The following is a 24,195-nucleotide window of genomic DNA, read 5'->3' as shown; positions in this document are numbered from 1 at the left end:
AGCATCAAAAATCACCTCAGAATTATTATTACTATTATTTTATATGAAAAAAGACTGTAAACAAACTAGATTTTCGCTAGTTTGTCTACAGTCTGAAAAGAGAAGGATTAAGTCCTTCTCTTTTAAATAAGGTGTATTATTCTTTTTTTCGATTTCTTTTCTCCTTTTCAGCTCGATAAAACTCATGAAACATTTTCATAAGTGCTCGTTTCTCAATCCGTGAAACATAACTCCTTGAAATACCAAGCTCTTTTGCAATCTCACGTTGGGTTTTTTCCTTTTTTAAATCTAAACCAAATCTTCCTACAATGACTTCACGTTCTCTTCCATCTAGAATATCGATGTATTCCTTTACTTTTTCTAATTCCATATTTAACTGTATTGTTTCGATAACGTCTTCATTTTCAGATTTCAGGACATCAATCAAGCTAATCTCGTTTCCTTCTTTATCCTGACCAATCGGATCATGCAAAGAAACATCTTTTTTCGTCTTTTTTAATGCTCGTAAATGCATAAGGATTTCATTTTCAATACATCGAGCAGCATATGTTGCCAGTTTAGTGCCTTTTCCTTGTGAATAGCTTTCTATCGCTTTTATCAATCCAATTGTGCCGATTGAAATTAAATCTTCGGAGTCTTCCCCTGTGTTTTCAAATTTCTTCACAATATGAGCAACGAGGCGTAAATTATGTTCAATCAAAAGGTTTCTTGCATATTCATCTCCCTCTGACATTCGCTGCAAATATTTCTTTTCGTCTGTTGCAGACAAAGGTTGTGGGAAGGCATTATTTTTCACATAAGATACTAAGAACACTAATTCTTTAACAAAAAAACCTAGTGCAGTAATGAGCCCTGACATACCTCCACCTCCACTAAAACTTTATGTAGGCTAATGCCTATAAGTTATGTGTATGTGAGAGATAGCTTGTTTGTGTCTGTACACATAAAGAAGTTATCTTTTTGATCTAAAAATCTTTATCTTTAAGAATTGATCTACACTGTTTGATTAGTCATGCCACCTGCGAAAAATGTTGTCTTTAGCTTAAAAAGTTTAAAATATTTTTTTCTTCCTAGATTTGGGTTTTACGCCTAAACTTATCCTAAGAAATGTACATATAACTATTTATATAGATGGGTATTTAAGGGAGGTTTCTTATATGGTGGGTTATTCACCTTATGGTCCAGGTCCGTATCCATACTATCCAACACAAGGTGCAGTTGGATATGGTTATTGGTACGCCTTTATTGTTGTATTGTTAATTCTGTTGCTTGTTATTGGTGGAGGCTACTATTATTACAACTATTATCGATAAACTACAAGGGATGACTAGATTCTAAAGTCATCCCTTGTAGTTTATTTCTTTCATAAAAATGATCTAGAGGTGCATGAAAACTAATGGTATAATTAACATTCTTGGTTAGAAGTGGATACATAAATATTAGATTAGTTAGTGTAGTGGTTTAATGGAATGGACAACATAAAAAAAGAGCCGTCTACCGGCATGTAAATAAGCTTTTAAGAAGAAGCTTTTAAAACATGTCCTAAAGATCGGCGTTTAATTTCCATTGTAATTAATTCTATAAAATCATCATGTAGTTTCATTTCAGTTGCTTTATAATAAGATTCAATTAATAATTCGTCAGAAAGTTTACGCATGGTTGATGGCCAACTGCTTGGCTCTACACCTCCTAACAGGTAGTAACGCAACTTATTGCGTTAGTGAAATTTGTTATATATTATATATTGTTATTGATTTAAATTTAACATGAATCAATAAATAGAACAACCGTTCTGTTATCCACAGTTGCAAGTGGATAAGCTGTGGGTATGTTGTTTATAACAGTGAAAAAACGAATCGTTACAAGGGGTATAATGTGTATAATATTATCCACAACTGTTGAAGAGGGTCGGAAAATGTCGAAAAGTTTTTGTGTTTTCTAAAAACATTTTTGCATATATTATAAGTTTGTTTTGAAACTATGACTTAAATTCGTTATGATGTAAGATGGCAAAAAAATGATAATGAGGTGCTGAAACTCATGCTACGACAATTTTTACCAGGTGAATATGTGAAGAGTATTTATCATATTTCACCTAAGAAGCTTAAAGAAACTGGAATTAAAGGGATTATTACAGATTTAGATAATACGTTAGTTGAATGGGATCGACCAAATGCTACACCCCAACTACTAGAATGGTTTAAAGAATTAAAAGATCAAGGAATGAAAGTCACAATTGTTTCTAATAACAAAGAAGCGCGTGTGAAATCATTTTCAGAACCTTTAAATATCCCTTTTATATATAAAGCGAGAAAACCTATGGGTAAAGCTTTTATAAAAGCAGTAAAAGATATGAATTTAAAAAAAGAAGATGTTGTTGTAATCGGTGATCAGTTATTAACAGATGTTCTTGGTGGTAATCGAAATGGTTTCCAAACAATACTGGTTGTTCCTGTTGCTTCCACAGATGGTTTTTTCACAAGGATAAACCGACAAATAGAACGAAGAATAATGGATAGCTTAAAGCGAAAAGGTATGATTCAATGGGAGGAATAAAAGCGTGTTAGAAGATCAATTTTCATGTGTAGGCTGTGGAGTCGCTATTCAAACTGAAAATGAAGAAATGTTAGGTTATGCCCCACAAAGTGCTTTAGAGAAGGAAGAGGTCATATGTCAACGTTGCTTCCGATTAAAAAATTATAATGAGATTCAAGATGTTTCATTAACAGATGATGATTTTTTAAAAATCTTACATGGTATTGGTGAAACAAAAGGATTAATTGTTAAAATTGTTGATATATTTGATTTTAATGGTAGCTGGCTCCAAGGAATCCATCGATTTGTAAAAGGTAATCCAATTTTGTTAGTTGGAAATAAAAGTGACATTCTCCCAAAGTCAGTTAAGAAGCAAAAGTTAATTAATTGGATGAAAAGAGAAGCAAAAGAATTAGGATTAAAACCTATTGATGTTTGTTTGGTCAGCTCTGCAAAGGGGCATGGAATTAGAGAGGTTGCAGAATTGATTGATCAATATCGCGAAGGACAAGATGTCTATGTTGTTGGTTGTACAAATGTAGGGAAATCGACATTTATTAATCGAATGATTAAAGAAGTCACTGGAGTAAATGATGTTATTACCACTTCTCATTATCCCGGAACCACATTGGACTTAATTGAGATTCCACTTGATAATGGAGCAGCTCTTTACGATACTCCTGGTATAATTAATCACCATCAAATGGCACATTTTGTAGACAAGCGTGATTTAAAATTACTAAGTCCTAAAAAAGAAATAAAACCTATGATTTTTCAATTAAATGAAAAACAAACATTGTACTTCGGGGGCTTAGCACGTCTTGATTATGTTTCAGGAGGAAAGGAAGCATTAGTTTGCTATATTCCTACTGAATTGAAAATACATCGCACAAAACTTGAAAATGCCGATGACTTATATGAAAAACATGCTGGAGAATTATTATCTCCACCTAGACAAGAAGATGTTGATACATTTCCTAAACTAATACCTCATGAATATACGATCAAAGAAGCAAAAACAGACATTGTTTTTTCTGGTTTAGGATGGGTTACAGTAAATAACCCTGGGAAAAAAATTGTAGCTTATGCTCCCAAAGGTGTTAATGTAACTTTAAGGAAATCGTTAATTTAATTGAGGAGAGTATATACATGGGGAACTTATATGGTCTTATCGGATGTCCTGTTGAACATTCAATGTCACCAAACATTCATAATGATGCATTTAAGGAAAGAAAACTTGATGGATATTATCATGCATTTCATGTTGAACAAGGTCGATTAACAGAATCTGTTCAGGCTTTAAAGACTCTTGGAGTTAAAGGATTCAATGTAACAATTCCACATAAATTATCAATTATTCCACTTTTAGATGAACTACATGAATCAGCACAAATTGCAGGAGCTGTGAACACAGTTATTCATGAGAATGGGCGCTTAATTGGTTATAACACTGATGGAAATGGCTATGTTAGATCTTTAAAGGATGTAGTGAGAAAGCCCTTAGGTGAACAAAAGATCCTACTAATTGGTGCCGGTGGTGCAGCAAGAGGTATCTATTTCACACTCACGCATCAAGGCTGTCAGCATATTGATTTATGTAATCGAACTGTTTCAAAGGCTGAGGAATTGGTACAGCAATGTCCTTTTCCAAATACAAGCACATCATTAAGCTTAACCCAAGCTGAACAACAATTAGGAAGCTATGATATTATCATCCAAACAACAGCAGTTGGGTTACATCCTAACATAGACCAAAAGCCAATAAGTTTAAAACATGCAAAATCAACAGCAGTTGTTAGTGATATTATCTATAATCCGATTCAGACAGCATTACTTCAAGAAGCAGAACTTTTAGGTTTAACCGTCCATACAGGTGTTGGGATGTTTGTACATCAGGCAGCACTAGCATTTGAATTATGGACAGAACAAAAACCTTCTGTAGAGAAAATGACCGCGATAGTAATGGACAAACTAGGAGGTAATAAAACATGTTAAAAGGAAAACAGAAACGTTTTTTACGATCAGAAGCACACCACTTAAGCCCAATTTTTCAAGTAGGTAAAGGTGGAGTTAACGAAAATATGGTTAATCAAATTTCCGAAGCTTTAGAAGCTCGTGAGCTCTTAAAGGTTTCAATCCTACAAAATTGTGAAGAAGATAAAGATACTGTTGCACAAGAAATTGTAAAAGGAACAAAAGCAGAGCTTGTACAAATTATCGGAAATACAATTGTGTTATATAAAGAATCAAAGGAAAATAAGAAACTTAATTTACCTCAATAAATTGAAAGTGGGTGGAAGGGATTGACTAAAAAAATTGGAATTTTGGGCGGAACATTTGATCCACCCCATTTTGGGCATCTGTTAATTGCAAGTGAAATTCTTCATAAAATGCAGTTATCAGAAGTCTGGTTTATTCCTAATCAAATTCCACCTCATAAATCAGAAAAGCATTTCTCAGATAGTAGGCACAGGCTAAACATGCTCAAGCTTGCTATAAAGGATAATGATCATTTCAAAATAAATACGTTAGAATTAGAGCGTGAGGGTCCGTCCTATACATATGATACAATTCACATATTGCGTGAGCAGTACCCGGATTATTCCTTTCATTTTATTATCGGTGCTGATATGATTGAATATCTGCCTCATTGGCATAAAATTGATGAAATCATTAAGATAGTTTCATTTATTGGTGTAAAAAGACATGGATATAAGACAGTAACAGACTATCCAGTAAACGAGATTGAGATCCCAATGTTTGATGTTTCTTCTACGATGCTTAGAGAGCGTTTAAATAAAAATGAAAGTACTGCTTATCTTTTGCCGGAAGATGTGAAAAGATATATTAAGGGGAATCATTTATATGGAACGAGATAAAGCATTAAAAATTGTGGAAAAGCAGTTAACCGAACACAGGTACATCCATACAATTGGAGTAATGGAAACAGCTATTCATTTAGCGGGAAAATATGGTGAAAATCTCGAAAAAACAGAACTTTCAGCAATTTTTCATGATTACGCAAAATTTCGACCTAAAGATGAGATGAAACAAATAATTCTTGATCAAAAGCTTTCACCCTTACTTTTAGAGTATAATAGTGAATTATGGCATGCACCAGTTGGAGCGTTTCTCGTTGAACAGGAAGTAGGAATAAGTGATACAGAAATATTAAACGCCATAAAGTTTCATACATCTGGACGACCTCATATGTCTTTGCTGGAAAAGATAATATATGTGGCAGACTATATTGAACCAGGTCGACATTTTCCAGGTGTAGAAGAAGTAAGAGAACTTGCTGAGGAAAGCTTAGATAAGGCTTTAATAAAATCATTACAAAATACTATTATGTTTTTACTGAAGAAAAATCAAGCTGTTTATCCAGACACGATTTCAACATACAATTGGTTAGTATTAGAAGGAGGAAGAACTATTTAATGAGAGAAAGAGATATTTTAACAACAGTAGCAAAAGCAGCAGATAGCAAACGTGCAGAGGATATTATTGCACTTAATATGAAGGGGATTTCATTAATAGCGGATTATTTCCTAATTTGCCACGGTAACTCTGATAAACAAGTTCAAGCCATTGCAAGAGAAATTAAAGAGCAGGCTGCTGAGGAAGGTATTTTTGTAAAACGTTTAGAAGGCTTTGATGAAGCTCGTTGGATTTTAATTGATTTAGGGGATGTCGTTGCACATGTCTTTCATAAAGATGAAAGAGGTTATTACAACCTTGAACGTCTATGGGGAGATGCACCAACTGAGGATTTAGTGAGTGAACTAAATCAATGATTTACCAAGGATTTGCCTATATCTATGATCAGCTTATGAAAGATGCGCCATATGATCAATGGGCAGAATTAATTCTTGAGGTTTTTTCTAAGTATCATCCGGACACAAAGAATGTTTTAGACATTGGTTGTGGCACAGGTGAGATAGCTGTTCGATTGGCAAAAAAACAATTCAATGTCACTGGTGTTGATCTAAGTGAGGATATGCTCACTGTAGCTCAGGCAAAGGCTGAGAAGAACAAAGTTAATATGTTGTTCCTGCAACAAGATATGCGTGAGCTCACAGGCTTCATAGAGCGATCTGATGCGATTACGATATGTTGTGACTCTTTAAATTATTTAAGAACGATATCGGACGTGCAATCAACGTTTGAAGCTGTTTATAATCAATTGAATGATAATGGATTGTTTATTTTTGATGTTCATTCACTTTATAAAATTCATAATGTTTTTGCAGATGCAACATTTGCTGATCAAGATGATGATATAAGCTTTATCTGGAGTTCGTATCTAGGAGAAGAAGAACACAGTATCGAGCATGATCTTTCTTTTTTTGTTAAGCAAGGTGAATTCTATGAGCGGTATGATGAACTGCATTACCAGCGAACATTTGATATCGAACAATACAAACAATTATTACAATCTGCTTCCTTTGAAATTGTAAAGATATGTAGTGATTTTCAATTACATGAAGACCCTACACCAACAACTGAGCGAATCTTTTTTATTGCAAGGAAAAAATAAGGAGTTCTCCATTAAAAGGAGAAACTCCTTATTTTTTGTATTAGTAATCTTGATCGTTCATTTTTGTAAGAAAGCTTAAAAAAGTTTTTGGAAAAGCAGGATTATGGTTAATTGTAGAGAATTATTTATGTGTTATTGTATTGAATTGTACTGAAACTTCCTCAATATCTTCATAATATTTCTCATGTGTTACCTGAAATACTTTATTAAACATGTCTCCGATTTCATTTTCTAACACTTTAATCCCTTTTCCAGTTACGCCACCTTTAACACATACTTTTTCCTGTAATGTAGGAAGTGTATAGATTTCTGTTTCAAGTAATTTTCCCATACCCACAATCATTTCACTTGCTAATAAAACAGCTTGATCTTTAGTGATCTCTGTTTCAGCTACTGCACTATCCACAAATTGTTGAAGTAAAAAGCTAAAAAAAGCAGGACCACAGCTAACGATATCTGATGCCACTCTTGTTACGTTATCTTCTATTTGAACTGGGTTTGAGACCTGCTCAAATATCTCTTCAATCGCACATTGTGTTTCCTTATGACACGAATTTCCATAGGTAATTAGTGATACACCAGAGAAAGCTCTATTCGTAATACTTGGGATTGCTCTGGCTACCTGACATTTAACAAGTGATTCAAGCTGTTCAACACTAATAGGACTCGTAATAGAGATTATACATTTGTTCGGTGTTAACAGGTCATCTAGATCCTTTAAAAGGGGGTGAATATCCAACGGCTTTACACAAATAAATACAATATCAGAGCGTTTTACTACATCTTCTGCAGCTTCCATTAAATGAATATTTGAATATTGTTCCTTAATAGTAGCAGCCTTAGCAAGTGTTCTATTTGTCATATAAATAAAAGAAGGTTTAATTGCTCCCGACTCTATAAAGGATTCGATTAAAATTCTCCCCATATTACCTGTTCCAATAAATCCAATGTTCAATGGAAATCCCCTCCTTAATATGCAATTCTCTCATACACGATATGTTGGTTATTTACTATTTATGAATAAAAAATAGGAGATTTTAACGTGCATTGTTGGTACTAAAAAACCAAGGTTGACTTTTTTTCAACTATATTATTAAAGGAGATTAAATAGAATGGAATATATTAAAAATAACAAAAAATGGATATTTGTATTGATTAGCTTATTCATAGTGGTTACTTTTGGTTATTACTTTTTTGCAGATCGATCAGAGAAAATTGAAATGATTAATGGAGACCATGAATTGAATAGTATTTCACAGAAAAACGAAGAGACCTTTGAACAAAAAATGGGGGAGAATGATGTTAGTGATCAAGAACCAAACGTAATAATAGTAGATATAAAAGGAGCAATTTATAAACCTGGCGTTTATGAAATTGAAGCAGATGCAAGAGTGCATCAATTAATAGAAAAAGCTGGAGGGTTAAATAGTGATGCAGATGAAATTGCAATTAACTTAGCTGCTCCTCTACAGGATGGGATGGTTCTATATATCCCAAAGAAAGGTGAAACCGAAGTAAATCCCTACACAAGTCAGGAAGCAGGGCTAGATAATGATCAGGTACAGAAGGTAAACATTAATACAGCAACGATCGAAGAGCTTCAAACATTAACTGGAATTGGTCCAGCAAAAGCTGAAGCAATTATGACATATAGAGAAGAAAATGGATTATTTCAGTCTCCTGAGGATTTACTAGAAGTAACAGGAATTGGCGAAAAATCATATGAGAAATTAAAGGAAGAGATTTTAGTAAAATAGCTTTTGATCACAAAAAGGAAATTCACCCTCAGAAAATACAAAAATAATAAATTGACGAAGTATAAGCATTCTCGATAAACTTAAAAGCAGAAATATGTCGAGTGGAGGAGTTTTAAGTGAGTCGAATTTCTTGGGATCAATATTATATGACACAAAGTCATTTATTAGCTTTAAGAAGCACTTGTACAAGATTAGCTGTTGGTGCAACAATTGTAAGAGATAAACGAATTATAGCGGGTGGATATAATGGCTCAATTGCAGGTGGTGTTCATTGCTCTGATGAAGGATGCTATGTAATTGATAACCATTGTGTTAGAACAATACATGCTGAAATGAATGCGTTACTACAGTGTGCGAAATTTGGTGTACCAACTGAAGGTGCAGAAATATATGTCACACATTTTCCATGTCTCCAATGCTGTAAAGCTCTCATACAAAGCGGAATTAAAACAGTATATTATGCGGTTGACTATAAAAACCATCTATATGCAATTGAGTTATTTTCCCAAGCTGGTGTAAAGGTAGAACACGTTAAATTAGAAAAAGAATATCCCGATCAAAATACTCAGAAAAAACAAGAATTTGTTACAAGTTTATTAAACAAATTATCACAAGCTAATATGGATCAAGATGAAATGGATTCATTACAAAATGAAGCTGACCGTCTTTTCCGCTAAAAGCAGTGTCTTGATATCTCCGTACAATAAGGAAAGTAAATTATTATAACACATTGTTGCCAAATAGTCTGAAGTTGGAAGGCGATGGAGCTAGACAGCAAAATCCAATTAAATTTCTAAACCTTCTCTTAAAATAAAGGACTGGCTTTTAGTGCCAGCCTTTATATCTTTTTTAAAAAATTAAATTAAAGCTTTGAATAAGAGGTGCTTACTAATAAAAGGAAATTTTTTATTTATCGCAATAGCTGCCAGCTTAGCTATAATAGTAAGTCGTTTTGATTTCCATCCCCTAGCTATTATCTCTACATGCTTTTACCTCGTTTTTTTCCTTGTGAAAAACAGATCGCGACTCTTTATGTATAGTTTATTGACTATTATCACTTATCTCGGAGTTTTCTATATTACTGAAATTAGTAATAAAACTTCCTTACAGAGTGGTGAATATACTTCTGTAGGAGAATTGATCACAGTGCCTATGATAGACGGTAATTTTTTAACTGGAACAATTCAAAACCCACAAGGAGAGAAGTTAGTTTTCTCGTATATTTTAAAAACACAAAATGAAAAGCATTTATATGAAAAACTTGAATCAGGCAACAGCTGTACATTTAAAGGTGAATTACAGAGTCCTAAACGACCCACTATGCCGAATGCTTTTCATTATAAACAATATTTATATGATCAACATATTCATTGGAAGTATCAAGTGAAAGAAATTGAAAACTGTTACTACATTAATCGTGGTGTAATGAACATGCTAGTAAATTTAAGGAAATCAGGTTTAAGTTTGATTGAAAAAAACTTTTCGAAAACATCTGTTGGAATAGTGCAGGCGCTTATATTTGGTGAAAGACATTTACTTCAGGAAGATATCGAAAAAGCTTACCAGGAACTTGGTATTGTTCATTTATTAGCCATATCAGGGTTACATGTAGGTCTTTTAGTAGGTGGTATCTATTTTTTACTGATCTTCTTCGGTTTAACTCATGAAAGATCAAAGGTTATTATGATTATTTTTTTACCAATTTACATGGTTTTGACAGGAGGAGCACCATCTGTGTTAAGAGCTTCTATGATGGTTATTATTTATTTTGTTTTACAACTTTTAAAACGAAAAATTCCACCTTTAGATGTGATTAGTTTTACATATTTATGTTTATTATTTTTTAATCCTTATTATCTATTTCAAATTGGATTTCAATTATCATTTGTTGTTAGCTTTGGTTTATTGTTGTCTTCGAAAATACTACAGTATTTCACTAGTTGGACATTTAAGTTAGCAGCCGTTTCTCTCATTGCACAGCTTTGTGCCATTCCATTATTGATATCGAATTTTTATGAATTTTCTCTTATAAGTTTACCGATGAATATGATCTTTGTACCTTTTTATTCTTTTATTATTTTACCATTAGCAATCGTATCAACTTTAACCTTATCCATCCCTTTCATAGGTCCGCTTTTTGTGTATTTGATTACATCCCTACTTGAGCTATCTCATCAACTTGTTCTTTTTACTTCTACTATCCCTTTAACAATTACAACAGGTAAACCTTCACTGATCTTCTTATTTTTTTGTATAGTCCTATTATTGTTAATATTTATACGATATGAAAAAACGAAAAATGGGAAACCGTTAATTTTGCCGACAATGCTTCTTTTATTCCTTTTTGTATGCCAAGCTCTTGCTCAAAAAATAAATCCAGTCGGTCAAGTGCTTACAGTAGATGTCGGACAAGGTGATTCGATTTTTATACAGCAGCCATTCAATGGTGGGACATTTTTAATTGATACTGGTGGTAAGGTTTCATTTCCAAAAGAAGAATGGGAGAAGTCTAATAGATCATATTCAATTGCCAAATCTGTTACTGTTCCTTATTTGAAATCTATTGGAGTAACAAAACTAAATGGTTTATTTTTAACACATGGTGATTTTGATCATATAGGTGAAGTATTAACACTTATGGAAGAGATTAGGATCGATCAAATCATTATCCCTGTAGGATTTGATCGAGGTGAGCTTGAGGAAAATATCATAAAAAAAGCTTTTGAAAAAGGAATAAACATAAAAAAAGTTAAAAGTGGCGATCAGTTAAATTATAAAGATTTTTCATTTCATGTTGTTTCTCCAAAAACACTCACAGAAAGTAAAAATAATGATTCTCTTGTTTTATGGGCAAAAATTGGAGGTCTTAGGTGGATGTTTACTGGTGATGCAGAAATCAACAGTGAAGAACAAATAATAAAATCATATCCAGCTTTAAAAGCAGATGTTTTGAAAGTTGGCCATCATGGTAGTAAAGGTTCAACTTCTGAGAAATTTCTTGATGCAATTGATCCGTCTTATGCAATCGTCTCAGCAGGTTATAACAATCGATATCAACATCCTCATAAAGAGGTAGTTGAAAAGCTACTTAGCAGAAATATAAATATACTGAGAACAGATTTGGATGGTGCGGTTTTATTTCGTTATAATGGAAATAGTGGAACATTTTTAACACATCCACCATATGATGAAGTAAAATAACGAAAACGTAAAAGAGACTGCTTATAGCAAGCAGCCTCTATGTAAGAGTACACAAGATATTAAGAACCGATTAATTTAATAACAGTCGCAATGATAAAAATTGTCGCGAAGAATCCAAATGAAGCAATAAAACCTACTCCAGAATCAACAGCGTCATTACGTTTACTTTGGACGTTTTTTTCAAATTCGTTCACTGTTACCCCTCCTATATCATACTTAGTATAAGCGATTAATTTTAAAAAATCTACAGTAGGATAACACTTATTTAGCAATGAGGCTATTATTACCAACTTTACTATATTTGATAACCGATAATTATGGTTCGATTGGCTACAATAAGATGAAATCGTAGTATCGTTTCTATTTAGGTACCTAGGACCTGAAGACGGAACGTTCACATAGATAAGAGAGAATTGACCTTTTTATGTGTCAATTCTCTTTTTCATCCATACAAAATCATTTTTGAAACTTGCCAAACAGCTGTTTTCATTTTACCATGAATGAAGGCTCATAAGAATATAGTTAAATGTCCCTGAATTATTCAGGGCTATTCTCTGAGCTAATGAATGAGAAGAATGATGGGAGTATAGTAATGATCTTTAATATATGGAAGAATATAAAGAAAAAGAATTTAGCACCAGTATATTTATTAATTGGTAAAGAATCCTTTTTAATGCAGGAAACTGTTCAATATATAGTAGAAGCTGGAGTACTTGAAGAGGAAAAGGATTTTAATTTGTCTGTTTATGATATGGAAGAAACTCCGATTGAAACAGCCATTGAAGACGCTGAAACATTGCCATTTATGGGTGAAAGAAGAGTTGTTATAGTTAAAAACCCTTTGTTTTTGACAAGTGAAAAGAAAAAGGAAAAAGTAGAACATAACATCGATAAACTAGAACAATACATACATTCACCAGCACCTTATACAGTGCTTGTATTTATGGCTCCGTATGAAAAGTTGGACGAGCGAAAAAAAATTACCAAATTAATAAAAAAACAAACTGAAGTAATCGAGATGAATTCTTTGTCTGATAGCGATACTAAAAACTGGATGTTGGATATCGTAGAACAAGAACAAATATCACTTGAAAAAGACGCAATGGAAGAGTTAATTATGCTTACAGCAGGGGATTTAATGATGATTCATCAAGAGTTAGGAAAGCTTAGTACCTATGTAGGTGCAGAAGGGGTCATTACATCTAAAACAGTTAAGTTATTAGTTGCTAGAACGTTAGAGCAAAACATTTTTGATTTAATTGAACATGTTATTCATAAACGTAGTAAAGATGCATTACAGATTTTCTATGATTTGTTAAAAAATAATGAAGAGCCAATTAAAATTCTCTCTTTATTAGTAACGCAATTCAGATTAATTTTACATGTAAAGGAATTATCTAACATAGGATACGGACAGCAGCAAATAGCTAATACTGTAAAAGTGCATCCATTTAGAGTGAAATTAGCTTTACAACAAGCAAGATTGTTTTCAACAGATGAATTAGCTCATCTTTTAATGGAGCTTGCAGAAGCAGATTATGAAATGAAAACTGGTAAAAAAGATAAACAACTTTTATTAGAGCTATTTTTATTAAAGCTATTTGATGAAAAGGCATTAACATAGGCTAATTTCTTGAAGGTTTATGATTGATTGTTGAAAATCTATATAAAAAAATGAAAAATAAAAAACGATCCTAAGTGGGATCGTTTTTTTGTATAAGAACGAAAACATTGTTTGTCCTTCTTATAATTACGCAGTTAATCCGTTAACACTTTTAGCTAAACGTGATTTGTAACGAGCAGCAGTGTTTTTATGAACTAATCCACTTTGTGCAGCTTTATCAATTCGTTTGTTAGCTTCAACAAGTGCAGCTTTTGCGTTATCAGCATCGTTAGTTAAAACTAATGCATCTACTTTTTTAATAGCAGTACGCATAGCAGATTTGATTGTTGAGTTATGTGCATTACGCTCATTGCTAGTTTTTACGCGTTTGATTGCAGATTTAATATTTGGCATATATTTCACCTCCTAAGAAGTAAATCGAGATCTATTTTACTCGACCATTACCTTTACATGAACAAAAGATATTCTATCAAACAGACATGTATATTGCAATACTAATGTAAAGGAAATTACATTGAAACAGGTATTTTTTACGTATTTTTTTAAAAATGTTCTACTAATCTCGTTAAAGATGCCAAAAGATTGCGGTTTCAAGTCTTAATTCCATTAAACATGGGAATGTTTCCTAGCAGATATGGCAAACATATGAAAAGGAACTAATTGGGAGGTATTTTTATGGGAAAGTCTTTAGATTTAAGTTCATATTCAGTAAGAACGGATTTGGCTGTTGAAGCAAGAGCAATGGCGCTTGAACAACAAATAACTGCGAGTGGAACAGAAGCAGTTGATCAAAGTCATATTTCTGGAGTTGTTATAAAAGAATGGGATGAAGAGGGAATTAGTATCTCTTCAATTGATATTGATGATGAAGGTGCAAATGTTGTTGGGAAAAAGCCAGGGAAATATTTAACCCTTGAAGTACAAGGAATTAGACAAAAAGATACAGAGTTGCAGGAAAAAGTAATTGATGTATTTTCAAAGCAATTTAATCATTTCTTAGAAAATCTGGGCATTTCTAAAGATGCAAGCTGCTTAGTAGTTGGACTTGGGAATTGGAATGTTACACCTGATGCGCTAGGTCCTTTAGCTGTTGAAAATTTACTAATAACAAGACATCTATTCAAACTACAGCCGGAAAATGTTCAAGAGGGATTTAGACCTGTTAGCGCTTTAGCTCCTGGTGTTATGGGATTAACAGGTATTGAAACAAGTGATATTATTTCTGGCGTTATTGAACAATCTAAGCCAGATTTTGTTATAGCAATTGATGCTCTAGCAGCTCGTTCAATAGAGCGCGTAAATACAACTATTCAAATATCAGATACGGGTATTCATCCAGGATCTGGAGTCGGAAATAAGCGAAAAGCATTAAGTAAGGAAACATATGGAATTCCTGTAATTGCTATTGGTATACCTACTGTTGTTGATGCTGTATCCATTACAAGCGATACAATCGATTTTATTCTAAAACACTTTGGTCGAGAAATGAGTGAAGGAGATAGGCCTTCTAAATCATTAACTCCAGCCGGAATGAGCTTTGGTGAACGTAGAGTTTTGACGGATGAAGATTTACCTAGCGAAGAGCATCGCCAACAATTTTTAGGTATTGTTGGTGGTCTTGAGGATGAAGAAAAAAGAAAATTAATTCATGAAGTTTTATCACCATTAGGACATAACTTAATGGTTACTCCTAAAGAAGTTGATACATTTATTGATGATATGGCTAATGTTATTGCTAGTGGTTTGAATGCGGCTCTTCATCAACAGGTAGATCAAGATAATTCAGGTGCTTATACTCATTAAATCAGTGTTCTACTTCCTTATGCTTAGTCATACAATTTAGTAGACAAGCATAAGGAGGATTACTGTAATGAAGCGAGCTCATACTAGTCGAAATAATATGGTCGTAACACTAAATGGGACAAGCATTAAAAAAGGGTTCATTGTTTGCTTCATCTTACTATTTATGACGTTTTTGCTATCGGGAATATTAACATCCTTGAAACCAGAATATAGATTAACATCATCGTCAATAAATGATTTAACAACTAATATTGATGGAGAATCCTTTTTGCAGCTTTTAGGTGCAGAGAACCGCTATTTTGCATCCGCATTACCTGAGCAGACAGAACCGATAAAACTATCTTCTCTAATTTTCACAGTTGCGACAAGTATAAATCCAGATGATCCAAGAAGTCTTTTAGGCCGTGAGCTTCCTGGCTTTTCATTATTCGATAGTGAAATTGTTGTTGCAGGAGACGGAACAAATTATACGAATATGCCCTATGAATCACCACCACCAACTGAAGTGCTTGAACAAGAAAGAGAAGCATCGATTAATAAAAATGATGTAGTCAATGAGACGAATGATGAACCAAAAGCACCACCAGCACTAACAACAGGTGATAAGAAGGTTGTTTATATTTATAACACACATAATACAGAGTCATATCTGCCTTTATTAGAAGGTGAGAAAGATCCAAATCGAGCCATACATTCGAAGGCAAATGTCACATTAGTTAGTGAGTTATTAGGAAAAGCACTACAAGATCAAGGGATAGGTTCACAAGTCGAGGAAACAGATGTACAAGCCAGCCTGAAGCAAAAAGGCTGGAATTACGCAAAATCGTACACTGCTTCAAGGCCTGTTGTACAAGAAGCAATGGCTAGTAATCAGGAATTAAAGTACCTTATTGATATTCATCGTGACTCGCAAAGAAAAGATATCACAACAATTAAAATCGGTGATAAAACCTACGCGAAAATTGCTTTTGTCATTGGTGGAGATAACCCAACAGCTGAAAAGAATGAGAAAATCGCGAAAGAGCTTCATGCTTTACTAGAGAAAAAGTATCCTGGTTTAAGTAGAGGGATTTTTGAACAAGCTGGTAAAGGAGTTAACGGAGTTTACAATCAAGATTTATCGAGTAACGCTCTTCTGTTAGAGTTTGGTGGAGTTGATAATAACTTAGATGAACTGAAAAATTCAGTAGCAGCTATATCTGATGTGTTTAGTGAATTTTATTGGCAAGCCGAGAAAGTGAATGCAGAAACATCTGAGGAAAAAAAGTAAGAACATTGTGAGGGAAGCAAGATGATAAAATTTATGCTCAAAAGTTTTATACTTTGCTCGGTGCTTCTTTTTGGAGTGTTAATTGGCATGCAGCAAGCTAATCAAGGTATGATTAAGATGAAGGGGTATAATGACCCAGATTTTCAAGGAGCATTTCAAGTTGATAGTGAAAAAACTGGAGAGTTTGATGCTTCAATCCTTGGTAATGAAGTGACAAGTCAAGATTTACAACAAAAACAAGAGCAACTGGAACAAATTGAAGCATTTAATTTTTTCTCTCATATTGGAAAACAGTTTGCTGATATCGTAAGTCATGGGATATCGACTTTGGTCGATTTATTTGCACAATGGATTAATGGATTTTTAGAATGATACGATAATGCTGATAGGGGGTTAGATTGATAACCTATTCTATCAGCTTTTTTGTTTATAGAAGAACACTGTATACAGTCTATTGGGATATTTTCTTCTAAGAATCGAAACACTTTTTCTAAGACATAAAGAAGACATTAGCAAAAGGTTTACAGAAGATAGTACTCTGTATTTATCTAACTCACATTGTGTACTTATTTTTTATCCATTGAATCTTGCTAGGCCTATTGATATAATGAGAAATAGTGTATTCGTAAGCTATGTAGGAGTGAAGAAATAATATGAATAAAGACGAAAAGTTAATAAGGCAGTCGAGAATCCGTAATTTTTCGATTATTGCCCATATTGATCACGGAAAATCGACTTTAGCAGATCGTATTTTAGAAAAAACATCTGCTTTAACTCAACGTGAGATGAAAAATCAATTGTTAGACTCTATGGATTTAGAGAGAGAACGCGGAATTACGATCAAATTAAATGCTGTTCAGTTAAAATATAGAGCAAAAGATGGAGAAGACTATACTTTCCACTTAATAGATACACCAGGACATGTTGATTTTACCTATGAAGTTTCACGTAGTTTAGCTGCTTGTGAAGGTGCGGTGTTGGTTGTTGATGCTGCACAAGGTATTGAAGCTCAAACTCTTGCTAATGTGTATTTAGCTCTAGATAACGAATTAGAAATTTTACCTGTTATTAATAAAATTGATTTGCCTAGTGCTGAGCCTGAGCGTGTGCGAACAGAAATTGAAGATGTTATTGGCTTAGATGCTTCTGAAGCTGTTTTAGCATCTGCAAAAGCTGGTATTGGTATTGAAGAAATACTTGAACAAGTGGTAGAAAAAGTTCCTGCACCAGAAGGAGATCCAGAAGGGCCATTAAAAGCACTTATTTTTGACTCTTTATATGATGCATATAGAGGTGTAGTTGCGTACATCAGAGTTGTTGAAGGAACTGTAAAGGTTGGACAAAAAATTAAAATGATGGCAACGGGTAAAGAATTTGAAGTAACAGAATTAGGTGTCTTCACACCTAAACCCGTCCAACTAAAAGAATTAAATGTTGGTGATGTTGGATTTTTAAGTGCAGCTATTAAAAATGTTGGAGATACCCGTGTTGGTGATACAATTACGAGTGCTAAAAATGGTGCTACAGAAGCGCTACCTGGTTATCGTAAACTAAATCCAATGGTTTTCTGTGGTTTATATCCAATTGATACGTCAAAATACAATGACTTACGTGAAGCATTGGAAAAGCTTGAGTTAAATGATTCGTCTCTTCAATTTGAACCTGAGACATCTCAAGCATTAGGATTTGGTTTCCGTTGTGGTTTCTTAGGATTGCTACACATGGAAATCATACAAGAACGTATTGAACGTGAATTTAAAATTGACTTAATTACTACTGCTCCAAGTGTAATATATGATGTTCATCTTACTGATGGTGAATCACTGCGTATTGATAATCCTTCTAATATGCCTGATCCACAAAAAATTGATCGTATTGAAGAGCCTTATGTAAAAGCTTCAATTATGGTTCCGAATGATTATGTTGGTTCAGTAATGGAGTTATGTCAAAAGAAGCGTGGAAATTTCATTGATATGCAATATTTGGATGACATTCGTGTCAATATTAATTATGAAATTCCTTTATCAGAAATTGTTTATGATTTCTTTGATCAATTAAAGTCCAGTACTAAAGGATATGCATCATTTGATTATGAATTGATCGGATATAAAACATCTACTTTAGTGAAAATGGATATCCTTTTAAATGCAGAAAAAATTGATGCATTATCATTTATTGTGCATCGTGATTCAGCATATGACAGAGGTAAAATCATTGTTGAAAAGTTAAAAGAATTAATTCCTCGTCAGCAATTTGAGGTGCCAATTCAAGCAACAATCGGACAAAAGGTTGTTGCAAGATCTACAATTAAAGCTATGCGTAAGAATGTACTTGCAAAATGTTATGGTGGAGATATTTCACGTAAACGTAAATTACTTGAGAAACAAAAAGAAGGTAAAAAACGAATGAAGATGGTTGGATCTGTAGAAGTGCCACAGGAAGCGTTTATGGCAGTACTTCGCATGGATGAAAGCTGATTTCTTAATTTGTACTTCACAACATGATATAATTTGCATCTGCAAAGAAATCTGATAGCCGCAGCTTAGTCTGCGGCTTATTAATTAGAAGGTGAAAATATGATTCAGTCAGCATACATTCACATCCCTTTTTGTCATCATATTTGTCATTATTGTGACTTTAATAAAGTGTTTTTTAAGCAACAGCCTGTTGATGAATATATTGAAATGCTTATAAATGAGATGCGTCATGCGACAGCTCAAAGAAAGCAGAATATGTTAAAAACAATATTTATCGGTGGAGGCACGCCTACTGCTTTAACAGCTAAGCAACTTGATCGGTTATTAGAAGGAATTGCAATAGAGCTTCTTCCAACAAATGAGCTGATTGAATTTGCAGTAGAAGCAAATCCTGGAGAGCTTACGAGTGAAAAGCTGCATGTATTAAAAAACGCTGGAGTAAATCGCTTGAGTATAGGTGTGCAGAGCTTTAATGATGAGCTTTTAAATAAAATTGGTCGAGTCCACAGAAGAGATGATGTGTTCAGAACCATTAATCAAGCAGAGCAAATTGGGTTTGAAAATATGAGTATTGATTTAATGTATGGACTTCCAGGACAAACTGTTGAGGATTTTAAAGAATCCTTAGAAATTGGTTTTGGTTTAAATGTAAAACACTTTTCTGCTTATTCATTGATTATTGAACCAAAAACAGTTTTCTATAATCTAATGCAAAAAGGAAGATTGTCATTGCCGCCGCAAGAGCTAGAAGCGCAGATGTATGAAATAGCAATGGAAGAGATGGAAAAGCATGGATTTGCACAATATGAAATAAGTAATTATGCGATCCCTGGCTTTGAAAGCTTTCATAATCTAACCTATTGGAATAACGTGGATTATTATGGATTTGGTGCAGGTGCTCATGGATATGTTGATGGTGTGAGAACATCGAATATAGGCCCTGTTAAAAAATATATAGACAGTGTTAAGGAAAAGGGTAATGCTTATAATAGTGAGCATGTAGTGAGTTTAAATGAGAAGATGGAAGAAGAAATGTTTTTAGGTTTACGTAAAACGGCAGGTGTTAATAAAGAAGAATTCTACAATAAATTTTCCATCGAACTAGAATGTCAATTTGGTGATAAAATTAAGAAGCAAGTTGAACTAGGGTTAATAAAAGATGATGGTGTTGCAATTAAATTAACACATAAAGGTAAGCTTTTGGGTAATGAAGTTTTTCAGGAGTTTCTCCTATCGTAGGAGACAAGGAAGATTAAAAACGAATATAAAAATAGTAATAATCCGAAAAAATATTAAGAGATTATAATTGACATTTTAATTCGGTTTTGATAACTTTTTATATATATTTAGCACTCGCTTCTATAGAGTGCTAACAGAGGTGATGAATAGTTGCTTACAGATCGCCAATTATTGATACTTCAAGTAATTATTGATGATTTTATCCATTCAGCACAGCCAGTTGGTTCTCGAACATTAGCAAAAAAAGACGAAATTACGTTTAGTTCTGCTACAATTAGAAATGATATGGCTGATTTAGAGGATTTAGGATTTATTGAAAAAACTCATAGCTCTTCAGGCCGTGTTCCGTCAGAAAAGGGCTATAGATATTATGTTGACCATCTGCTAGCACCACAACGTTTGACAAAAACAGAGGTTTCTCAGATTAAGTCGATTTACGCTGAGAAAATATTCGAATTGGAAAAGGTTGTACAGAAATCCGCGCAGATCTTGTCAGATTTGACCAACTATACATCAATTGTTTTAGGTCCTAAGGTGAATGAGAATCGCTTGAAACGTATTCAAATTGTACCTATTAATTATGAAACAGCAGTAGCTATCATTGTTACCAATACAGGACATGTTGAAAATCGGACAATTACTTTCCCAGGTGCACTTGATCCAAGTGAAATTGAGAAAATGGTTAACATTTTAAATGAAAGATTATCAGGAGTTCCATTGGTTGATTTACAGGATAAAATCTATAAAGAGGTTGTAACTGTATTAAAAGACCATATTGATAACTATGATATTCTTCTTAAAATGATGGCTGGCTCATTAACGATGGATGCTAGTGAAAAGATTTATTTCGGTGGTAAAACAAATATGCTTAGTCAGCCAGAGTTTGCTGATATTGGTCGAATTCGATCATTATTAACGATGATTGAGCATGAAGATCAGCTTTATGGATTATTAAAATCTAATCATCCGGGTATTTCTATTAAAATTGGTAAAGAAAATGATAATATGGCAATGGAGAATTGTAGCTTAATTACAGCCACATATTCATTAGGTACACAAAAGTTAGGGACAATTGCTGTTCTAGGGCCAACAAGAATGGAGTATTCACGAGTAGTAAGTTTATTAACCCGAATGACAAATGATTTGTCCAAAACGTTAACAGATTTGTATCATGAATCATAAGCTTGGCTATATTGTAATGGATGGGATAGCGATATTCCATCCGATTGCCATGCTTAAATGATAGATTAACTATAATGATAAATACTACTTACTTTAAGGGAGGTGAATATCGTGTCAAATGAAAAAAACGTTGCAGAACAAGAGGAAACAGTAGAAAGTGTCAATACTGAAGTAGAAGCTGAAATACTTGATGCAGATGACGTTGTTGTTGAAGATGCGTCAGAAGAAGTTGATGAATCGACAGCAAAAATAGCTGAGCTTCAAGCAAAGCTGGATGAAACTGAAAATAAAATGCTTCGTGCTCAAGCAGATTTTGATAATTTCAAAAGACGTACTCGCTTAGATCAAGAAGCTGCTCAAAAGTATCGTGCACAAAGCTTAGTGTCTGAAATCTTACCTGCTCTTGACAATTTCGAAAGAGCGTTACAAATAGAAGCAGATAACGATCAAACAAAATCGCTGCTACAGGGTATGAATATGGTTTATAATCAATTAGCTCAAGCTTTACAAAATGAAGGTGTTGAAACAATCAAGTCAGTAGGAGAAGAGTTCGATCCTCATCTACACCAAGCAGTTATGCAAGTAGAGGATGAAAACTTCGACTCTAATACGGTTGTTGAAGAGCTTCAAAAAGGTTACAAATTAAAGGATCGAGTTATTCGACCTGCAATGGTGAAAGTAAATCAATAAAAAATAATCTTACATATTAGGAGGTTCTATATTATGAGTAAAATTATCGGTATCGACTTAGGTACAACAAACTCATGTGTCGCAGTATTAGAAGGCGGAGAACCAAAAGTGATCCCAAATCCAGAAGGTAATCGTACAACTCCTTCAGTTGTTGCTTTCAAAAACGGCGAACGTCAAGTTGGTGAGGTTGCAAAACGCCAATCTATTACTAATCCAAATACGATTATGTCAGTTAAACGCCATATGGGTACTGACTATAAAGTTGAAGTAGAGGATAAAAACTTTACTCCTCAAGAAATTTCAGCGATTATTCTTCAACATTTAAAATCTTATGCAGAAGAGTATTTAGGAGAGCCTGTTACTAAAGCTGTTATTACAGTTCCAGCATACTTTAATGATGCTGAGCGTCAAGCAACTAAAGATGCAGGTAAGATTGCAGGTTTAGAAGTTGAACGTATTATTAACGAACCAACAGCAGCTGCTTTAGCTTATGGTTTAGACAAAACTGATGAAGACCAAACAATCCTAGTTTATGATTTAGGTGGCGGTACGTTTGACGTATCAGTACTTGAACTTGGTGATGGTGTATTTGAAGTACGCTCTACAGCTGGTGATAACCGTCTTGGTGGAGATGACTTTGACCAAGTTATTATCGACTACTTAGTAGCTGAATTTAAAAAAGAAAATGGCATTGATCTTTCTAAAGATAAAATGGCGTTACAACGTTTAAAAGATGCAGCTGAAAAAGCGAAAAAAGATCTTTCAGGCGTAACATCAACTCAAATTTCATTACCATTTATCACAGCTGGAGAAGCAGGCCCACTTCACTTAGAAGTTAGTTTATCTCGTGCAAAATTTGATGAGCTTTCATCAGATTTAGTTGAAAGAACAATGGGACCTGTTCGTCAAGCACTAAGTGATGCAGATCTTTCAGCTAATGAAATTGATAAAGTAATTCTTGTTGGTGGATCAACACGTATTCCAGCTGTACAAGAAGCAATTAAAAAAGCACTTGGCAAAGAGCCACATAAAGGTGTAAATCCTGATGAAGTTGTTGCACTTGGTGCATCAATTCAAGGTGGAGTTATTACTGGTGATGTAAAAGACGTTGTATTACTTGACGTAACACCACTTTCATTAGGAATTGAAACAATGGGTGGAGTGTTTACTAAACTTATTGAAAGAAACACAACAATTCCAACTAGTAAATCTCAAACTTTCTCTACAGCAGCAGATAGCCAAACTGCAGTAGATATTCATGTATTACAAGGTGAGCGCCCAATGTCAGCAGATAACAAAACATTAGGACGTTTCCAATTAACTGATATTCCACCAGCACCACGTGGAGTACCTCAAATCGAAGTATCATTTGATATTGATAAAAATGGTATTGTTAATGTTCGTGCAAAAGATTTAGGCACAAACAAAGAACAAGCTATTACAATCAAATCAAACACTGGTTTATCAGATGATGAAATCGAACGTATGGTTAAAGAAGCGGAAGAAAATGCTGATGCTGATAAACAACGTAAGGAAGAAGTTGAACTTCGCAATGAAGCAGATCAATTAGTTTTCCAAACTGAGAAAACATTAAAAGATCTTGAAGGTAAAGTTGACGAAGAGCAAGTAACAAAAGCAAATGAAGCTAAAGAAGCATTAAAAGCTGCGATCGAAAAGAATGAATTAGAAGAAATCAAAGCGAAAAAAGATGAGCTTCAAACAATTGTTCAAGAACTTTCAATGAAGCTTTATGAAGAAGCAGCACAGCAAGCTCAGGCACAAAAAGGTGGAGAAGCTGGAAAAAACAACGATGATGATGTTGTAGATGCTGAATTCGAAGAAGTTAAAGATGACGACAAAAAATAAGTCGCAGTAAGGTG

General features: G+C 33.8%; 26 protein-coding genes. 21 read left to right on the top strand and 5 right to left on the bottom strand.

Annotation, left to right across the window (positions count from 1 at the left end; all coding sequences use genetic code 11):
• Window positions 1-136: 136 nt before the first annotated feature.
• The gene (gene sigK, locus JOC75_RS13560; protein WP_146949096.1) at window positions 137-859 is read right to left on the bottom strand and encodes an RNA polymerase sporulation sigma factor SigK; all 723 of its coding nucleotides are present in this window, start codon (window positions 857-859) and stop codon (window positions 137-139) included.
• A gap of 298 nt (window positions 860-1,157) precedes the next feature.
• Between sigK and JOC75_RS13555 the strand changes: the two genes are divergently transcribed.
• Window positions 1,158-1,313, top strand: coding sequence for a hypothetical protein (locus JOC75_RS13555; RefSeq protein WP_158638608.1), 156 nt, complete (start codon window positions 1,158-1,160; stop codon window positions 1,311-1,313).
• A 203-nt stretch (window positions 1,314-1,516) separates the two neighbouring features.
• On the opposite strand, the gene sda is transcribed toward JOC75_RS13555, so the two are convergent.
• Window positions 1,517-1,657, bottom strand: coding sequence for a sporulation histidine kinase inhibitor Sda (gene sda, locus JOC75_RS13550; protein ID WP_146949095.1), 141 nt, complete (start codon window positions 1,655-1,657; stop codon window positions 1,517-1,519).
• A gap of 383 nt (window positions 1,658-2,040) precedes the next feature.
• On the opposite strand from sda, the gene JOC75_RS13545 reads away from it, so the two are divergent.
• The 8 genes from JOC75_RS13545 to JOC75_RS13510 are packed head-to-tail and all read left to right on the top strand — an operon-like array spanning window position 2,041 to window position 7,072.
• Window positions 2,041-2,556: a YqeG family HAD IIIA-type phosphatase gene (locus JOC75_RS13545; protein ID WP_146949094.1), complete on the top strand. Its 516-nt coding sequence runs from the start codon at window positions 2,041-2,043 to the stop codon at window positions 2,554-2,556.
• Window positions 2,557-2,560: 4 nt separating this feature from the next.
• A complete protein-coding gene (yqeH, locus tag JOC75_RS13540; RefSeq protein WP_204954563.1) occupies window positions 2,561-3,667 on the top strand; it encodes a ribosome biogenesis GTPase YqeH in 1,107 nt (368 codons plus the stop codon).
• A gap of 17 nt (window positions 3,668-3,684) precedes the next feature.
• The gene (gene aroE, locus JOC75_RS13535) at window positions 3,685-4,530 is read left to right on the top strand and encodes a shikimate dehydrogenase (protein WP_204954562.1); all 846 of its coding nucleotides are present in this window, start codon (window positions 3,685-3,687) and stop codon (window positions 4,528-4,530) included.
• Window positions 4,524-4,817, top strand: a complete 294-nt coding sequence (gene yhbY, locus JOC75_RS13530) for a ribosome assembly RNA-binding protein YhbY (RefSeq protein WP_204954561.1) — start codon at window positions 4,524-4,526, stop codon at window positions 4,815-4,817. The genes aroE and yhbY overlap by 7 nt, the downstream gene beginning before the upstream one ends.
• Window positions 4,818-4,838: 21 nt before the next feature.
• Window positions 4,839-5,414, top strand: a complete 576-nt coding sequence (locus tag JOC75_RS13525; protein ID WP_204954560.1) for a nicotinate-nucleotide adenylyltransferase — start codon at window positions 4,839-4,841, stop codon at window positions 5,412-5,414.
• Complete coding sequence (yqeK, locus tag JOC75_RS13520) at window positions 5,401-5,973, top strand: bis(5'-nucleosyl)-tetraphosphatase (symmetrical) YqeK (RefSeq protein ID WP_204954559.1); 573 nt, start codon at window positions 5,401-5,403, stop codon at window positions 5,971-5,973. The genes JOC75_RS13525 and yqeK overlap by 14 nt, the downstream gene beginning before the upstream one ends.
• The gene (rsfS, locus tag JOC75_RS13515) at window positions 5,973-6,329 is read left to right on the top strand and encodes a ribosome silencing factor (RefSeq protein ID WP_146949088.1); all 357 of its coding nucleotides are present in this window, start codon (window positions 5,973-5,975) and stop codon (window positions 6,327-6,329) included. The genes yqeK and rsfS overlap by 1 nt, the downstream gene beginning before the upstream one ends.
• Window positions 6,326-7,072: a class I SAM-dependent DNA methyltransferase gene (locus JOC75_RS13510; protein WP_204954558.1), complete on the top strand. Its 747-nt coding sequence runs from the start codon at window positions 6,326-6,328 to the stop codon at window positions 7,070-7,072. The genes rsfS and JOC75_RS13510 overlap by 4 nt, the downstream gene beginning before the upstream one ends.
• Window positions 7,073-7,193: 121 nt before the next feature.
• Here JOC75_RS13510 and comER read toward each other — a convergent pair whose 3' ends face one another.
• The gene (gene comER / locus JOC75_RS13505; RefSeq protein WP_204954557.1) at window positions 7,194-8,027 is read right to left on the bottom strand and encodes a late competence protein ComER; all 834 of its coding nucleotides are present in this window, start codon (window positions 8,025-8,027) and stop codon (window positions 7,194-7,196) included.
• Between the two features lie 157 nt (window positions 8,028-8,184).
• Here comER and JOC75_RS13500 point away from each other — a divergent pair, with 157 nt between their 5' ends.
• The 3 genes from JOC75_RS13500 to JOC75_RS13490 all read left to right on the top strand — a co-directional run bounded on the left by JOC75_RS13500 (window position 8,185) and on the right by JOC75_RS13490 (window position 12,030).
• Window positions 8,185-8,829, top strand: a complete 645-nt coding sequence (locus JOC75_RS13500) for a helix-hairpin-helix domain-containing protein (protein WP_204954556.1) — start codon at window positions 8,185-8,187, stop codon at window positions 8,827-8,829.
• 116 nt (window positions 8,830-8,945) lie between these two features.
• Window positions 8,946-9,506: a ComE operon protein 2 gene (locus JOC75_RS13495; protein WP_204954555.1), complete on the top strand. Its 561-nt coding sequence runs from the start codon at window positions 8,946-8,948 to the stop codon at window positions 9,504-9,506.
• A 193-nt stretch (window positions 9,507-9,699) separates the two neighbouring features.
• Window positions 9,700-12,030, top strand: coding sequence for a DNA internalization-related competence protein ComEC/Rec2 (locus tag JOC75_RS13490; RefSeq protein ID WP_239589456.1), 2,331 nt, complete (start codon window positions 9,700-9,702; stop codon window positions 12,028-12,030).
• Between the two features lie 59 nt (window positions 12,031-12,089).
• Here the strand turns inward: JOC75_RS13490 and JOC75_RS13485 are convergent, their stop codons facing one another.
• Window positions 12,090-12,224 (bottom strand): YqzM family protein, encoded by a 135-nt coding sequence (locus tag JOC75_RS13485; protein ID WP_146949082.1) that lies wholly within the window; start codon window positions 12,222-12,224, stop codon window positions 12,090-12,092.
• A 398-nt stretch (window positions 12,225-12,622) separates the two neighbouring features.
• Between JOC75_RS13485 and holA the strand changes: the two genes are divergently transcribed.
• Window positions 12,623-13,654 (top strand): DNA polymerase III subunit delta, encoded by a 1,032-nt coding sequence (holA, locus tag JOC75_RS13480; protein ID WP_204954553.1) that lies wholly within the window; start codon window positions 12,623-12,625, stop codon window positions 13,652-13,654.
• Between the two features lie 126 nt (window positions 13,655-13,780).
• Here holA and rpsT read toward each other — a convergent pair whose 3' ends face one another.
• Window positions 13,781-14,047 (bottom strand): 30S ribosomal protein S20, encoded by a 267-nt coding sequence (gene rpsT, locus JOC75_RS13475; RefSeq protein ID WP_146949080.1) that lies wholly within the window; start codon window positions 14,045-14,047, stop codon window positions 13,781-13,783.
• A 282-nt stretch (window positions 14,048-14,329) separates the two neighbouring features.
• Here rpsT and gpr point away from each other — a divergent pair, with 282 nt between their 5' ends.
• The 8 genes from gpr to dnaK all read left to right on the top strand — a co-directional run bounded on the left by gpr (window position 14,330) and on the right by dnaK (window position 24,181).
• On the top strand, window positions 14,330-15,457 hold the full coding sequence (gene gpr, locus JOC75_RS13470) for a GPR endopeptidase (protein WP_204954552.1): 1,128 nt from the start codon (window positions 14,330-14,332) through the stop codon (window positions 15,455-15,457).
• Window positions 15,458-15,524: 67 nt separating this feature from the next.
• Window positions 15,525-16,727 (top strand): stage II sporulation protein P, encoded by a 1,203-nt coding sequence (gene spoIIP, locus JOC75_RS13465; protein WP_204954551.1) that lies wholly within the window; start codon window positions 15,525-15,527, stop codon window positions 16,725-16,727.
• A 21-nt stretch (window positions 16,728-16,748) separates the two neighbouring features.
• Entirely contained in the window at window positions 16,749-17,099 is a 351-nt protein-coding gene (locus JOC75_RS13460; RefSeq protein WP_204954550.1) for a YqxA family protein, read from the top strand.
• Between the two features lie 281 nt (window positions 17,100-17,380).
• Window positions 17,381-19,204: a translation elongation factor 4 gene (lepA, locus tag JOC75_RS13455; RefSeq protein ID WP_146949076.1), complete on the top strand. Its 1,824-nt coding sequence runs from the start codon at window positions 17,381-17,383 to the stop codon at window positions 19,202-19,204.
• 102 nt (window positions 19,205-19,306) lie between these two features.
• Window positions 19,307-20,443: a radical SAM family heme chaperone HemW gene (hemW, locus tag JOC75_RS13450; protein WP_338036585.1), complete on the top strand. Its 1,137-nt coding sequence runs from the start codon at window positions 19,307-19,309 to the stop codon at window positions 20,441-20,443.
• A 150-nt stretch (window positions 20,444-20,593) separates the two neighbouring features.
• Window positions 20,594-21,625, top strand: a complete 1,032-nt coding sequence (gene hrcA, locus JOC75_RS13445; RefSeq protein ID WP_146949074.1) for a heat-inducible transcriptional repressor HrcA — start codon at window positions 20,594-20,596, stop codon at window positions 21,623-21,625.
• A 111-nt stretch (window positions 21,626-21,736) separates the two neighbouring features.
• Complete coding sequence (grpE, locus tag JOC75_RS13440; protein WP_204954548.1) at window positions 21,737-22,315, top strand: nucleotide exchange factor GrpE; 579 nt, start codon at window positions 21,737-21,739, stop codon at window positions 22,313-22,315.
• 33 nt (window positions 22,316-22,348) lie between these two features.
• Window positions 22,349-24,181, top strand: coding sequence for a molecular chaperone DnaK (dnaK, locus tag JOC75_RS13435; RefSeq protein ID WP_204954547.1), 1,833 nt, complete (start codon window positions 22,349-22,351; stop codon window positions 24,179-24,181).
• The last annotated feature ends 14 nt before the right edge of the window (window positions 24,182-24,195 follow it).

This window comes from Metabacillus crassostreae, assembly GCF_016908395.1.
Lineage (GTDB): Bacteria > Bacillota > Bacilli > Bacillales > Bacillaceae > Metabacillus > Metabacillus crassostreae.
Note: the sequence above shows the minus strand (reverse complement) of the source record. Positions and strands in the feature narration are given on the sequence as shown.